The sequence below is a fragment of the Streptomyces sp. P9-2B-2 genome (assembly GCF_030406865.1).
In the GTDB taxonomy this organism is placed as follows: Bacteria; Actinomycetota; Actinomycetes; order Streptomycetales; family Streptomycetaceae; genus Streptomyces; species Streptomyces platensis.
Window position 1 is genome coordinate 2,304,524 of record NZ_CP129126.1, and the last position, 13,217, is coordinate 2,317,740.

General features: G+C 70.5%; 12 protein-coding genes. 5 read left to right on the forward strand and 7 right to left on the reverse strand.

Going from position 1 to position 13,217, the window contains the following annotated elements:
• Nucleotides 1–5: 5 nt before the first annotated feature.
• From QT196_RS10035 to QT196_RS10050, 4 genes are read right to left on the reverse strand one after another with little or no spacing between them, the layout of a single operon-like run.
• Complete coding sequence (locus tag QT196_RS10035; RefSeq protein WP_018091858.1) at nt 6–323, reverse strand: non-heme iron oxygenase ferredoxin subunit; 318 nt, start codon at nt 321–323, stop codon at nt 6–8.
• A complete protein-coding gene (gene sufD / locus QT196_RS10040) occupies nt 320–1,504 on the reverse strand; it encodes a Fe-S cluster assembly protein SufD (protein ID WP_168478564.1) in 1,185 nt (394 codons plus the stop codon). Before sufD ends, QT196_RS10035 begins: the two co-directional genes overlap by 4 nt.
• Nucleotides 1,505–1,563: 59 nt before the next feature.
• Complete coding sequence (sufB, locus tag QT196_RS10045; protein ID WP_168478565.1) at nt 1,564–2,985, reverse strand: Fe-S cluster assembly protein SufB; 1,422 nt, start codon at nt 2,983–2,985, stop codon at nt 1,564–1,566.
• Nucleotides 2,982–3,839 carry an ArsR family transcriptional regulator gene (locus tag QT196_RS10050; RefSeq protein ID WP_168478566.1) on the reverse strand — a complete coding sequence of 286 codons (858 nt, stop codon included), beginning with the start codon at nt 3,837–3,839 and terminating at the stop codon, nt 2,982–2,984. The genes sufB and QT196_RS10050 overlap by 4 nt, the downstream gene beginning before the upstream one ends.
• A gap of 276 nt (nt 3,840–4,115) precedes the next feature.
• Between QT196_RS10050 and QT196_RS10055 the strand changes: the two genes are divergently transcribed.
• The 3 genes from QT196_RS10055 to QT196_RS10065 all read left to right on the forward strand — a co-directional run bounded on the left by QT196_RS10055 (nt 4,116) and on the right by QT196_RS10065 (nt 6,970).
• A complete protein-coding gene (locus QT196_RS10055; protein ID WP_168478567.1) occupies nt 4,116–5,078 on the forward strand; it encodes an ABC transporter ATP-binding protein in 963 nt (320 codons plus the stop codon).
• Nucleotides 5,075–5,881, forward strand: a complete 807-nt coding sequence (locus QT196_RS10060) for an ABC transporter permease (protein ID WP_290354769.1) — start codon at nt 5,075–5,077, stop codon at nt 5,879–5,881. The genes QT196_RS10055 and QT196_RS10060 overlap by 4 nt, the downstream gene beginning before the upstream one ends.
• 84 nt (nt 5,882–5,965) lie before the next feature.
• Nucleotides 5,966–6,970 (forward strand): COX15/CtaA family protein, encoded by a 1,005-nt coding sequence (locus tag QT196_RS10065; RefSeq protein WP_290354770.1) that lies wholly within the window; start codon nt 5,966–5,968, stop codon nt 6,968–6,970.
• On the opposite strand, the gene QT196_RS10070 is transcribed toward QT196_RS10065, so the two are convergent.
• The 3 genes from QT196_RS10070 to QT196_RS10080 all read right to left on the reverse strand — a co-directional run bounded on the left by QT196_RS10070 (nt 6,943) and on the right by QT196_RS10080 (nt 9,503).
• On the reverse strand, nt 6,943–7,989 hold the full coding sequence (locus tag QT196_RS10070) for an amidohydrolase (RefSeq protein WP_290354771.1): 1,047 nt from the start codon (nt 7,987–7,989) through the stop codon (nt 6,943–6,945). The genes QT196_RS10065 and QT196_RS10070 overlap by 28 nt on opposite strands.
• A 136-nt stretch (nt 7,990–8,125) precedes the next feature.
• Nucleotides 8,126–8,506, reverse strand: coding sequence for a hypothetical protein (locus QT196_RS10075; RefSeq protein ID WP_290354772.1), 381 nt, complete (start codon nt 8,504–8,506; stop codon nt 8,126–8,128).
• Nucleotides 8,507–8,552: 46 nt separating this feature from the next.
• A complete protein-coding gene (locus QT196_RS10080) occupies nt 8,553–9,503 on the reverse strand; it encodes a heme o synthase (RefSeq protein WP_290354773.1) in 951 nt (316 codons plus the stop codon).
• Between the two features lie 458 nt (nt 9,504–9,961).
• On the opposite strand from QT196_RS10080, the gene tkt reads away from it, so the two are divergent.
• Together tkt and tal are read left to right on the forward strand one after the other, a co-directional pair.
• On the forward strand, nt 9,962–12,064 hold the full coding sequence (gene tkt, locus QT196_RS10085; RefSeq protein ID WP_266730182.1) for a transketolase: 2,103 nt from the start codon (nt 9,962–9,964) through the stop codon (nt 12,062–12,064).
• 34 nt (nt 12,065–12,098) lie between these two features.
• Nucleotides 12,099–13,217, forward strand: a complete 1,119-nt coding sequence (tal, locus tag QT196_RS10090) for a transaldolase (protein WP_168478574.1) — start codon at nt 12,099–12,101, stop codon at nt 13,215–13,217.

The following is a 13,217-nucleotide window of genomic DNA, read 5'->3' on the forward strand; positions in this document are numbered from 1 at the left end:
GGAACTCAGGACTCCTGGGTGACGGAGACGAGCACGTCGTCCCCTTCGATCTTTACGGGATATACGGGGACGGGGCGCGTCGCGGGAAGGCCGTTCGGCTTGCCGGTGCGCAGGTCGAAGCTCGAACCGTGCAGCCAGCACTCGATCGAGCAGTCCTCGACCTCGCCTTCGGAGAGCGAGACGTTCGCATGCGAGCAGATGTCGTTGATCGCGAACACCTCCCCCTCGGTGCGGACCAGCGAGACGGGCGTGCCGTCGAGTTCCACCCGCTTGGGGGTGTCCTCCTCCAGCTCGCTGAGCGCCGCTGCGCGTACGTACGTCATGCCGCGGACGCTTCCAGCTCGGCCTCGATCTTGCTCATCAGACGCTCTTCGACGTCCGGGAGACCGATCTGCTGGACCAGCTCGGCGAAGAAGCCGCGGACGACCAGTCGGCGGGCCTCGTCGGCCGGGATACCGCGGGCCATCAGGTAGAACAGCTGCTCGTCGTCGAAGCGGCCGGTCGCCGAGGCGTGGCCGGCGCCGACGATCTCGCCGGTCTCGATCTCCAGGTTGGGCACCGAGTCGACCCGCGCGCCGTCGGTGAGGACGAGGTTGCGGTTGAGCTCGTAGGTGTCCGTACCGGTCGCGGACGCCTGGATGAGGACATCGCCGATCCAGACCGCGTGCGCGTCCTGGCCCTGAAGCGCGCCCTTGTACGTGACGTGCGAGCGGCAGTTGGGCGCCTCGTGGTCGACCATGAGGCGGTGCTCCTGGTGCTGGCCCTCCTCGGTGAAGTACAGACCGTAGAGCTCGGCCTCGCCGCCGGGACCCGCGTACGTGATGCGCGGGTGCAGCCGTACGAGGTCGCCGCCGAAGGTGACCACCACGGACTTGAAGGTGGCGTCACGGCCGACGAGGGCGTTGTGCTGCCCCACGTGGACGGCGTGCTCGTCCCAGTCCTGGACGGAGACGACGGTCAGCTTGGCGCCGTCACCGAGGAGGTAGTCGACGTTGGCGGCGAGCACCGCGTCACCGGTGTGGTCGATGACGACGACCGCCTCGGCGAAGGCGCCCAGCTCGATGACCTGGTGGCCGAAGGCCGTGCCGCCGTCACCGTGGACGGTGATCCGGATCGGCTCGGCGAGCACGGTCTCCTTGGGGACCGTGACCACCGAGGCCTTCTCGAAAGAGCTGTACGCCTGGGCGGCGACCCGGTCCACGGGCTTGCCTGCCTTGCCGACCCGCGGGTCGGTGCGGTCGACCAGCTCGTGGGTGACACCCTCGGGAGCGGTGATGTCGATCTTCAGGTCAGGACCGCCGGCCACGGCGCTGCCGTCGTGCAGGCCCTTCAGGCGCGCGAGGGGCGTGAAACGCCACTCCTCCTCGCGGCCGTGCGGCACCGGGAAGTCCGCCACGTCGTAGGACGGCGGGGCGCTCATCCTCGTGGCGACGGTGGACTCCGCCGCCACCGCAAGGGAGCCGGTGGTGGTGGAGCCCGCCGGGATGTTCTGAGCCTCAGCCATGGCTGTCGTAGTGCTCGCTTTCTGCAATCAGAGAGTCAGTCGCTGCTGGGGGCCGGCCGTCAGCCGACCGAACCTTCCATCTGCAGCTCGATCAGCCGGTTGAGCTCCAGCGCATACTCCATCGGCAGCTCACGGGCGATCGGCTCGACGAAGCCGCGCACGATCATCGCCATGGCCTCGAACTCCGTCAGGCCGCGCGCCATCAGGTAGAAGAGCTGGTCCTCGCTGACCTTGGAGACCGTGGCCTCGTGTCCCATGGAGACGTCGTCCTCGCGGACGTCGACGTAGGGGTAGGTGTCCGAACGGGAGATGGTGTCCACCAGCAGGGCGTCACACAGCACGTTGGACTTGGAGCCCGCGGCGCCCTCGCCGATCTCGACCAGACCGCGGTAGGAGGTCCGGCCACCGCCTCGCGCCACCGACTTGGAGACGATGTTGGAGGAGGTGTTCGGCGCCATGTGGACCATCTTGGAGCCGGCGTCCTGGTGCTGGCCCTCGCCCGCGAAGGCGATGGACAGGGTCTCGCCCTTGGCGTGCTCGCCCATGAGGTAGACGGCCGGGTACTTCATGGTCACCTTGGAGCCGAGGTTGCCGTCGACCCACTCCATGGTCGCGCCCTCGTAGGCGACGGCGCGCTTGGTGACCAGGTTGTAGACGTTGTTCGACCAGTTCTGGATGGTCGTGTAGCGGCAGCGGCCGCCCTTCTTCACGATGATCTCGACGACCGCGGAGTGCAGCGAGTCCGACTTGTAGATAGGGGCGGTGCAGCCCTCGACGTAGTGGACGTAGGCGTCCTCGTCGACGATGATCAGCGTCCGCTCGAACTGACCCATGTTCTCGGTGTTGATCCGGAAGTAGGCCTGGAGCGGGATGTCGACGTGGACACCCTTGGGCACGTAGATGAACGAGCCGCCGGACCACACCGCGGTGTTCAGCGACGCGAACTTGTTGTCGCCGACCGGGATGACCGTGCCGAAGTACTCCTGGAAGAGCTCCGGGTGCTCCTTGAGCGCGGTGTCGGTGTCCAGGAAGATGACGCCCTGCTCCTCCAGGTCCTCACGGATCTGGTGGTAGACGACCTCGGACTCGTACTGCGCGGCGACACCGGCGACCAGGCGCTGCTTCTCCGCCTCGGGGATGCCGAGCTTGTCGTAGGTGTTCTTGATGTCCTCGGGCAGGTCCTCCCAGGAGGCGGCCTGCTGCTCGGTGGAGCGGACGAAGTACTTGATGTTGTCGAAGTCGATGCCCGACAGGTCCGAGCCCCAGTTCGGCATGGGCTTCTTGTCGAACAGCTTCAGGCCCTTGAGGCGGAGCTTGAGCATCCACTCCGGCTCGTTCTTCTTGCCCGAGATGTCGCGGACGACGGCCTCGGAGAGACCGCGCTTGGCGGAGGCGCCGGCCACGTCGGAGTCGGCCCAGCCGTATTCGTACTTGCCCAGGCCCTCGAGCTCGGGGTGAGCAGTCTCCGTGGGGAGCGTCATGCGGGGTTCCTCCCGGCCGTGCTTGCAGATGCTGTGGTGGTCTTACTGGTGCGTGCGGTGCTGTGAGCGGCCTTGCCGGCGCCGGCCTTCGGGACGAAGGTCGTGCACACCCCGTCGCCATGGGCGATGGTGGCCAGCCGCTGTACATGGGTCCCGAGCAATCGGGAGAAGACCTCGGTCTCCGCCTCGCACAGCTGCGGGTACTGCTCGGCGACATGGGCGACCGGGCAGTGGTGCTGGCAGAGCTGTTCACCGAGCTGGGGATTGGGGGCGCTGCGCGCCGTAGCAGCGTACCCGTCCGCGGTCAACGCCTTCGCAAGGGCCTCGGTACGGGCCTCCGGCTCGGCGGCCTCGACGGCCTCGCGGTACCCCTCGGCCTGCGCGGCGAGGCGCGCGCGGGCGAACGCGGCGACGGCCGCCTCGCCCTTCTCGCCGCCGCCGGCGCTCTGCGCGATCCAGCGCAGCGCCTCGGAGGCGAGCTGGTCGTAGGCCTGGTCGAAGGCGTCCCGCCCGCAGTCGGTGAGGGCGAAGGCCTTGGCCGGGCGGCCGCGGCCACGGGTGCCGTACACGCGCTTCTCCCGGGGCTCGACGACGCCCTCCGCGGCCAGCGCGTCCAGATGCCGCCGGACGGCCGCCTGGGTCAGCTCCAGGCGCAGGGCGAGTTCGGCCGCGGTGGACGGGCCGTGGTCGAGAATGGAGCGGGCGACCCGGTTGCGGGTGCCCTGCTGTTCGTCGTGCGGCGCCGCGGCGTGGGTGGCGGACCCTCGCCGCTCGGTCTTCTCGGGCGCGGAGGGGGCCGGCCCCTCGGTCTGCTCGACCGCGGGCCCTTCCTGTTCCTCGCTCGCGTATTTCACAACGCCATTGTTGCGTAATTCGTCAAAGCGATTCAAGCCTCATCGGAGCACCGACGGGTGGCCTCTATCACTTAGGGTTACCTAATTCAAGTACCCGCCGGAGCGGCGAAAGCGCCGCCCACCTGCACGGGCGTCCACCGGGCCGGCAGCGGCGCACCAGGGGTCGCGGGCCCAGAAATCCGTTCGGCCACACACCGCCGGATCGGGGAACGAACAGGATTCCGGGCCGTCGCCCCCATTGAAGCCCGGCCCGCCACTCTCCGTAGACTGCCCGGCATGCCCAGCACCTCCCCGGGGGGCGACCCCCGGCCCCCCGGCCGAGAGCCCGCCGTCGAGATCACCGGCCTGGTCAAGCGCTACGGGACCAAGACCGCCGTGGACGGACTCGACCTGACCGTCGCGCGCGGCGCGGTGACCGCCGTGCTCGGCCCGAACGGCGCCGGCAAGACCACCACCATCGAGACCTGCGAGGGCTACCGCCGCCCGGACGCCGGCCGGGTGCGCGTCCTGGGCCTGGACCCGGTCGCCGACGCCGCGGCGCTGCGCCCGCGGATCGGCGTGATGCTCCAGTCCGGCGGCGTCTACGCGGGCGCTCGGGCCGACGAGATGCTGCGGCACACCGCCACCCTGCACGCCCACCCGCTCGACGTCGGCGCGCTGATCGACCGGCTCGGCCTGGGCAGCTGCGGCCGGACGCCCTACCGGCGGCTCTCCGGCGGCCAGCAACAACGGCTGGCGCTGGCGATGGCCGTGGTCGGCCGCCCCGAGCTGGTCTTCCTGGACGAGCCGACGGCCGGACTCGACCCGCAGGCCCGGCACGCCACCTGGGACCTCGTACGGGAACTGCGCACCGACGGCGTCAGCACCGTACTGACCACGCACTTCATGGACGAGGCCGAGCAGCTCGCCGACGATGTCGCGATCATCGACGGCGGCCGGGTGATCGCCCAGGGCAGCCCGGACGAGCTGTGCCGCGACGGCGCCGAGAACAGCCTGCGCTTCACCGGCCGCCCCGGACTCGACCTCGTCTCGCTCCTCAAGGCGCTGCCCGCGGACAGCGCCGCCACGGAGCCCGCCTCCGGCGTCTACCGCGTCCACGGCAAGGTCAACCCGCAGCTGCTGGCCACCGTCGCCTCCTGGTGCGCCCAGAACGGCGTGATGCCCGACGCGATAGCCGTCGAGCGCCACACTCTGGAGGACGTCTTTTTGGAGCTCACCGGCAAGGAGCTGCGCGCATGACCACCACCGAGGCCGGTGGCGTCACCGGCACCTTCAGCCCGCGGCCCGGTGCGGCTCCGCTGCCCCGGATGATCCGCGCGCAGGCCGCCCTGGAGACCAGGATGCTGCTGCGCAACGGTGAGCAGCTGCTGCTGACCGTGATCATCCCGACGCTGCTGCTGGTCCTGTTCTCCGCCGTCGACATCATCGCGGTGCCCACCGCCACGGCCGGCGGCGCGGGCCACTCCGTCGACTTCCTGGCGCCCGGCATCCTGGCGCTCGCCGTGCTGTCCACCGCCTTCACCGGCCAGGCCATCGCGACCGGCTTCGAACGGCGCTACGGCGTGCTCAAGCGGCTCGCCGTCTCGCCGCTGCCGCGCTGGGGGCTGATGACCGCCAAGACCTGCGCGGTGCTGGTCACCGAGGTCCTCCAGATCACGCTGCTGACGGCGGTCGCGCTCGCCCTGGGCTGGTCCCCGCAGGGCAACCCGCTCGCGGTGGCCGCGCTGCTCCTCCTGGGCACCGCCGCCTTCTCGGGCCTGGGCCTGCTGATGGCCGGCACGCTCAAGGCGGAGGCCACCCTCGCCGCGGCCAACCTGGTGTTCCTGCTGCTGCTGGTCGGCGGCGGTGTGATCGTCCCGCTGCAGAAGTTCCCGGAGGCCGCGCAGAGCGTGCTCGGGCTGCTGCCGATCACGGCGCTGTCCGACGGGCTGCGCGAGGTGCTCCAGCACGGCGCCGGCGTCCCCTGGCCGGACCTCGGCGTCCTCGCGGTGTGGGCGGTGCTCGGGCTGGGGGCCGCGGCCCGGTTCTTCCGCTGGGAGTGAGCGGCCGAGGCACGGGACGGGCGGCTCCGCCGCGAACGCACCCCTCGTGAAAGTTTGCACAAGGGCCCGCTTACGATGGCTCCCGTGCCGAACACGCTGAACCCCCTTGAGCTGATCGCCCGCCGCTGGCAGCCGTCCGCGGCCTTCGTACGACGGGCCGCGCTGGCAACCGTCGTGATGGCCGTGATCATCGTCGTCACGGGTGGCGCGGTCCGGCTCTCCCAGTCCGGGCTGGGCTGCTCGACCTGGCCCAAGTGCACGCCGGACAGCCTGACTCCGACTGCCGCGATGGGCATCAACGGCCTCATCGAATTCGGCAACCGCATGCTGACGTATGTGCTGTGCGCGGTCGTCGGGCTGTTCATCATCGCCGCCCGCGCCCGTCACCCCCGGCGCCGCTCACTCACCCGGCTCGGCTGGGCGCAGTTCTGGCTCGTCATGAGCAATGCCGTCATCGGTGGTGTCACGGTCCTGACCGGCCTGAACCCGTACATCGTCAGCTCGCACTTCCTCGCGGCCACGGCGCTGCTCACGGTCGCCGTGCTGAGCTGGAAGCGGGCGAGCGAGGGCGACGAGGATCCGCGCGACCTGGTCGCCCGTCCGGCGCGGCAGCTGGCCTGGCTGCTGGTGGCCGCGACCGGGGCCCTCACCGTCATCGGCACGGTCGTCACGGGCACCGGCCCGCACGCGGGCGATGCCAAGAAGGTCCACCGCATCCCGCTGGACTGGCAGGAGATCACCCAGCTCCACGTCGACTTCGTCTACATCGTCGTCGGCCTGTCCGTCGCGCTGTGGTTCACGCTGCGCGCCGTCAAGGCACCGGCCGCCCCGCGCCGCCTGCTCCTGGAGTTGTTCGCCTGTATCGCCGCGCAGGGCGTCATCGGCTATGTCCAGTACTTCATGGGCCTGCCCGAGATCGTCATCGGGCTCCACATGCTGGGCTCGGCCCTGGTGTGGATCTGGGCGCTGCGGGTGTGTCTTTCCCTGCGCGACCGCGGTCCGCTCCAGGAGGAGGACCCCGGCAGGCCCGCCCCCTCCGGCGCGCACGAAGCACCGGAGCCTCAAGCGGCCTCGGCGCTCAGCCGGTAGACCCGGCGCGCGGTCCCGAACCCGACGGTCTCGGTGATCCGCCGCCCGTCCCCGGGCCCGCACAGGCCCTCCTCGGTCCACTCCCGTACGAGCCGCGTCATGGCCCGTACGAAGCACCGGGCGCCGGTCACATAGAGCTCGGGCAGCCCGCGGGCCCCCGACGAGAACAGCAACTTGCCGAACGGCGCCCGGCTCAGCGTCTCCTCGGGGCAGGGCCCGGCGTCCGCGTACACATGGGCGTGCACCGCGGCGAGCTGCGCCGCCCGCCGGTGGTGCGGTGCCTCCGGCAGCAGGACGAGGTCCGCGCCGATGCCCGTGGTGGCGCGCAGAAACGGCGCCAGCGGCTGCGGGTCGGGGCAGTGCAGCTGCACCGGCAGACCGGTCGCCACCGCGCTCCACAACAGATGCCGTACGAGCACGGGCTCCCCGAGCCGCTCCCCGGGCCGGCGGCGGCGCAGCCAGCGGTCCGCGGCCCGCCGCACCTCACCGGCCTCCGGGGCGCGCCCCTCGCAGTGGGTGGCGCCGGAGGCGAAGGCCGTGGCGTGCTGGGCCGCGGCGTAGAGGGCCTCGGCGGTGTAGCCGAGGAAGGAGTCGACGCTGCCGGAGGTGTCGGCGACCTGCTCGGCGAGCGGTTCGAGCCGGACCACCTCGTGGGCGTGGGCCGCGGCGGCGGTGGCGAGTTCGGTGGCCGAGGTCAGATCGCTGGGCGCCCCGGCCGCCAGCAGGAACGTGCCGATCCCGGAGCCGCGCAGCAGCATGCGTCCGGCCCGGTAGGCGCCCATCTCGCGGCGGCGCGCCAGGTAGTGGGCGGGCGGGCAGTGCGGTTCCAGGCCGAGCAGCGGGGGGCACCAGCGGCGTATCGCGAGGCCGGTGAAGCTGTCGAAGTAGCTGGCGCCGGCGGGGGCCGGGCCATCGGCCCCGGCCGCGGCGGCGAGGTGGGTCTCGAAGGAGCCGAGGCCGAGCTCGTCATGCACCGCGCCGAAGCTGTACTGGTCGATGAGCGGTGGAAGGCCGTCCATCCGCTTCTCCTCGCCGAGAGCCCGCCGGACGCGGCCGAAGCGCCGCGCCTGGTGGGCTTAACGGACGAGGTGGTGGTGAGGTAGCGGGCTCCGCTTCCGGCGTACGCTCCGGCGCACGGCGCCCGGCTACCGCGCCTCAGGTGTTGGCCGGGCCGCCGACCTGGATGCCCGCCATCCGGGACCACTCGTAGCGGCCGGTGCGGACCTTGGCGGCGAGGTCGCCGTCGAAGTCGTCCTGAAGGGTGATGCCGGACGCGGTGGCGGCATCCCTGGCGGAGTCGAAGGAGTCCGCGACGAGGTTGCCCCACTCGCCGTTGGCCCCGACGAGGGCGATCCGGACGCGGCCGCGGCCGATGTGCGCGAGCTGGCCCTCGGCGCTGCCGCCGTGGCTGTCGGCGAAGGCGCGGATCTGCTTGGTGAGCCTGGCCGTGCGCCGGCCGGCCCGCTTGTCGGCCGCCGTGCCGGCCGCCGCCTCCACCTGCTCTTCCGCCTGCTGGGTGTCTGCCATACCCAGCATGCTACCCGCGAGTACGGCTTTTGGTGAGGGTGATCCCCCACACCTCTCAGCGCAGGAAGGGGTCCACGGCGACGGCGACGAACAGCAGCGACACATAGGTGATGGACCAGTGGAACAGCCGCATCTCCTTGAGCTTGGCGCCCGTGATGCCGGCCTTCGCGCGGGCCTGGAGGCCGTGTGCCTCCTTGAGCCAGAGGGCTCCGCAGGCGAGCGCGACCGCGGTGTAGAACCAGCCCGTGTAGCCCAGCGGCTGGAGCAGCAGCGAGACCGCCACCATCACCCAGCTGTAGGCGACGATCTGCCGGGCGACGACCTTGTTGCCCGCGACTGCCGGCAGCATCGGCACACCGACCCGCGCGTAGTCGTCCTTGACCTTCATCGACAGCGGCCAGTAATGCGGCGGCGTCCAGAAGAACATCACGAGGAAGAGGATCACCGCGGCCCAGGAGAAGGAGTTCGTCACCGAGGACCAACCGATGAAGACCGGCAGGCAGCCCGCGATACCGCCCCAGACGATGTTCTGGCTGGTCCGCCGCTTGAGGATCATCGTGTAAACGACGACATAGAAAAGCAGCGCACCGAGCGACAGCATCGCCGACAGCGGGTTGACGAGGACCCAGAACCAGGCCGTGGAGCCCACCGCGAGGGCGGTCGCGAAGACCAGGCATTCGGCGGGGCTCACCATGCCGGTGACCAGCGGCCGCTGGGACGTACGGTCCATCAGCGCGTCGATGTCGCGGTCAAGGTACATGTTGTAGGCCGCGGCGCCGCCGGCGGACAGATAGCCGCCGATGCAGGTCGCCAGGACGAGCCACAGATCGGGCACACCCTTGGCCGCCAGGAACATCACCGGCACCGTGGTCATCAGCAGCAGCTCGATGACCCGCGGCTTGGTCAGCGCGACGAACGCCTTGACCCGGGCCCCGAACGGCCGCTGACCGGGACTCCCCGGGTCCTGAGAGAGCGCCCCCGCTGGACGGGATTCGACGGCCGTCACGCACACCCCTGGAAGTAACATCAGCGGCCTCTGCCGCAGAAGAGATAAGGCTTGCAAGCACTTCCGGCAGTGAAGACCCGGTAAAGGGCTTGCGCGTACCACGCCACTTTAGACGTTGGCCATACGGCGATCTTCGCGGGGGTCGGGTCGTGTTGGGCACCGGGCGGGGACGCGCGCCCGATGCCTTTGCCCGGCCGTTCGCCCGGCGTTCAGGAGGCGAACCGGACCGCTGCCCGGCAATCTGGTCGTATGGCTCTCGCATCTGGGACCGGAACGCCGGAAGTCCTGATTTGGTTGCCCAAAGCGACGGGCCACTGGGACCGCGCCGCACCGACTGAGCGCCGAAAACACCGACTGAGCGTCGAAAAGACGCACGCACTCGCGGGGGTAGGCTCGACACCGCCTGGCGGACATACCGTCCGCGGCATTCGACATGTGGAGAGGAGCCCTGACTCAGGGTGAGCACCAAGCCGACCACCACAGATCTCGAGTGGACCGAACTGGATCAGCGGGCAGTGGACACCGTCCGTGTCCTGGCCATGGATTCCGTGCAGAAGGTCGGTAACGGCCATCCCGGTACGGCCATGAGCCTGGCGCCGGCCGCCTACCTTCTCTTCCAGAAGCTCATGCGGCACGACCCGGCGGACGCGAACTGGACCGGCCGCGACCGGTTCGTCCTCTCCGCGGGCCACTCCAGCCTGACCCTCTACATCCAGCTCTACCTCGCCGGTTACGGCCTGGAGCTGGCCGACCTGGAGGCGTTCCGCACCTGGGGCTCGAAGACCCCGGGCCACCCCGAGTACGGCCACACCACCGGCGTGGAGACCACCACCGGCCCGCTGGGCCAGGGTGTCGCCAACGCGGTCGGCATGGCGATGGCGGCCCGCTACGAGCGCGGCCTGTTCGACCCCGAGGCGGCCCAGGGCACCTCGCCGTTCGACCACACCATCTACTGCATCGCCGGTGACGGCTGCCTCCAGGAGGGCATCTCCGCCGAGGCCTCCTCCCTGGCGGGTCACCAGAAGCTCGGCAACCTCGTCCTGCTGTGGGACGACAACCACATCTCCATCGAGGGTGACACCGAGACCGCGGTCTCCGAGGACACCCTCAAGCGCTACGAGGCCTACGGCTGGCACGTCCAGCGCGTCGCGCAGCTGCCCAACGGCGACCTGGACCCGGCGGGTCTCGCCAAGGCCCTGGAGGCCGCCAAGGCGGAGACCGAACGTCCGTCGTTCATCGCGATGCGCTCGATCATCGCCTGGCCCGCCCCGAACGCCCAGAACACCGAGGCCGCGCACGGCTCGGCGCTGGGTGACGAGGAAGTCGCGGCCACCAAGCGGGTCCTGGGCTTCGACCCGGAGAAGTCCTTCGACGTCGCCGACGAGGTGCTCGCGCACACCCGCGCCTCCCTCGACCGCGGCCGCGACGCCAAGAAGGAGTGGGAGAAGTCGTTCGCCGACTGGCGCACCGCCAACCCGGAGCGCGCCGCGGAGTTCGACCGGATCGCGGCGGGCGAGCTGCCCGCGGGCTGGGAGGACCACCTCCCCGCGTTCGAGACCGGCAAGTCCGTCGCCACCCGCGCCGCCTCCGGCAAGGTGCTGCACGCCCTCGGCGCGGTGATTCCGGAGCTGTGGGGCGGCTCGGCCGACCTCGCGGGCTCCAACAACACCACGATCGACAAGACCTCCTCGTTCCTCCCGGCGGACAACCCGCTGCCGGAGGCCGACCCCTACGGCCGCACGATCCACTTCGGTATCCGTGAGCACTCCATGGCCGCGGAGATGAACGGCATCGCGCTGCACGGCAACACCCGCATCTACGGCGGCACCTTCCTGGTGTTCTCCGACTACATGCGCAACGCCGTCCGGCTGTCCGCGCTGATGCACCTGCCGGTGACGTACGTCTGGACGCACGACTCCATCGGTCTGGGCGAGGACGGCCCGACCCACCAGCCCATCGAGCACCTCGCCTCGCTGCGCGCCATCCCGGGCCTGAACGTCGTGCGCCCGGCCGACGCCAACGAGACCGCCATCGCCTGGCGCGAGATCCTCCGGCGCTACACCAAGGAGTACGGCGTGGGGGCCCCGCACGGCCTCGCGCTGACCCGTCAGGGTGTGCCGACGTACCCCGCCAACGAGGACGCCGCCAAGGGTGGTTACGTCCTCTTCGACGCCACCGACGCCGCGGGCAAGGACACCGCGCCGCAGGTCGTGCTGATCGGCACCGGTTCCGAGGTGCAGCTCGCCGTCGAGGCGCGCGAGCAGCTCCAGGCCGGGGGCGTTCCCACCCGTGTGGTGTCGATGCCGTCCGTCGAGTGGTTCGACCAGCAGGACCAGGCCTACCGCGACAGTGTGCTGCCGCCGTCCGTCCGGGCCCGGGTCGCCGTGGAAGCCGGCATCGGGCTGACCTGGCACCGCTTCGTCGGTGACGCCGGGCGCATCGTCTCCCTGGAGCACTTCGGTGCCTCGGCCGACGGCAAGGTGCTCTTCCGCGAGTTCGGCTTCACCGCCGACGCGGTCGCCGCCGCCGCCCGGGAATCGCTCGAAGCCGCCGCGCGCTGACGCCCGTACACGACTAGTAGGAGATGCAGAACCCATGACAGACGCACTCAAGCGCCTCTCCGACGAAGGCGTCGCGATCTGGCTGGACGACCTGTCGCGCCAGCGCATCACGTCCGGCAACCTCGCCGAGCTGATCGACCAGCAGCATGTCGTCGGTGTCACGACCAACCCGTCGATCTTCCAGAAGGCCATCTCGGACGGCCACGGCTACGACCAGCAGGTCGCCGACCTCGCCGCCCGCAAGGTCACCGTCGAGGAAGCCATCCGCATGATCACGACGGCGGACGTCCGGGACGCCGCCGACATCCTGCGGCCGGTCTTCGACGCCACCGGCGGCCAGGACGGCCGGGTCTCCATCGAGGTCGACCCGCGCCTGGCGCACCACACCACCCCGACCATCGCCGAGGCCAAGCAGCTGGCGTGGCTGGTGGACCGTCCGAACACGCTGATCAAGATCCCGGCCACCAAGGCGGGTCTGCCGGCGATCACCGAGGTCATCGGCCTGGGCATCAGCGTCAATGTCACGCTGATCTTCTCGCTGGAGCGCTACCGCGAGGTCATGGACGCCTACCTGGCGGGCCTGGAGAAGGCCAAGGCCGCGGGCCTGGACCTGTCGCTGATCCGTTCGGTCGCGTCGTTCTTCGTGTCCCGTGTGGACTCCGAGATCGACAAGCGCCTGGAGAAGATCGGCACGGACGAGGCCAAGGGCCTCAAGGGCAAGGCCGCGCTGGCGAACGCCCGGCTCGCCTACGAGGCGTACGAGGAGGTCTTCTCCTCGGAGCGCTGGGCCGCCCTCGACAAGGCCGGCGCCAACAAGCAGCGTCCGCTGTGGGCCTCGACCGGCGTCAAGGACCCCGCGTACAAGGACACCCTGTACGTGGACGAGCTGGTCGCCCCGGGCACGGTCAACACCATGCCGGAGGCCACCCTGGAGGCCACCGGCGACCACGGTCAGATCACCGGTGACACCGTGCGCGGCGGCTACGCGGCCGCCCGCGCCGACCTGGACGCGGTGGCCGCGCTCGGCATCTCGTACGACGAGGTCGTCCAGCTCCTGGAGGACGAGGGCGTGGAGAAGTTCGAGGCGTCCTGGAACGACCTGCTCAAGTCCACGGAGGCGGAGCTCAAGCGCCTCGCTCCCTCGGAGGGCTGA

Bases quoted from the DNA above. Each gene is read 5' to 3' on its own strand.
- QT196_RS10075 (WP_290354772.1), bottom strand. From the start codon at position 8,506: ATGCTGGGTATGGCAGACACCCAGCAGGCGGAAGAGCAGGTGGAGGCG.
- tal (WP_168478574.1), top strand. From the start codon at position 12,099: ATGACAGACGCACTCAAGCGCCTCTCCGACGAAGGCGTCGCGATCTGG.
- QT196_RS10060 (WP_290354769.1), top strand. From the start codon at position 5,075: ATGACCACCACCGAGGCCGGTGGCGTCACCGGCACCTTCAGCCCGCGG.
- QT196_RS10070 (WP_290354771.1), bottom strand. From the start codon at position 7,989: ATGGACGGCCTTCCACCGCTCATCGACCAGTACAGCTTCGGCGCGGTG.
- sufD (WP_168478564.1), bottom strand. From the start codon at position 1,504: ATGGCTGAGGCTCAGAACATCCCGGCGGGCTCCACCACCACCGGCTCC.
- sufB (WP_168478565.1), bottom strand. From the start codon at position 2,985: ATGACGCTCCCCACGGAGACTGCTCACCCCGAGCTCGAGGGCCTGGGC.
- QT196_RS10055 (WP_168478567.1), top strand. From the start codon at position 4,116: ATGCCCAGCACCTCCCCGGGGGGCGACCCCCGGCCCCCCGGCCGAGAG.
- QT196_RS10035 (WP_018091858.1), bottom strand. From the start codon at position 323: ATGACGTACGTACGCGCAGCGGCGCTCAGCGAGCTGGAGGAGGACACC.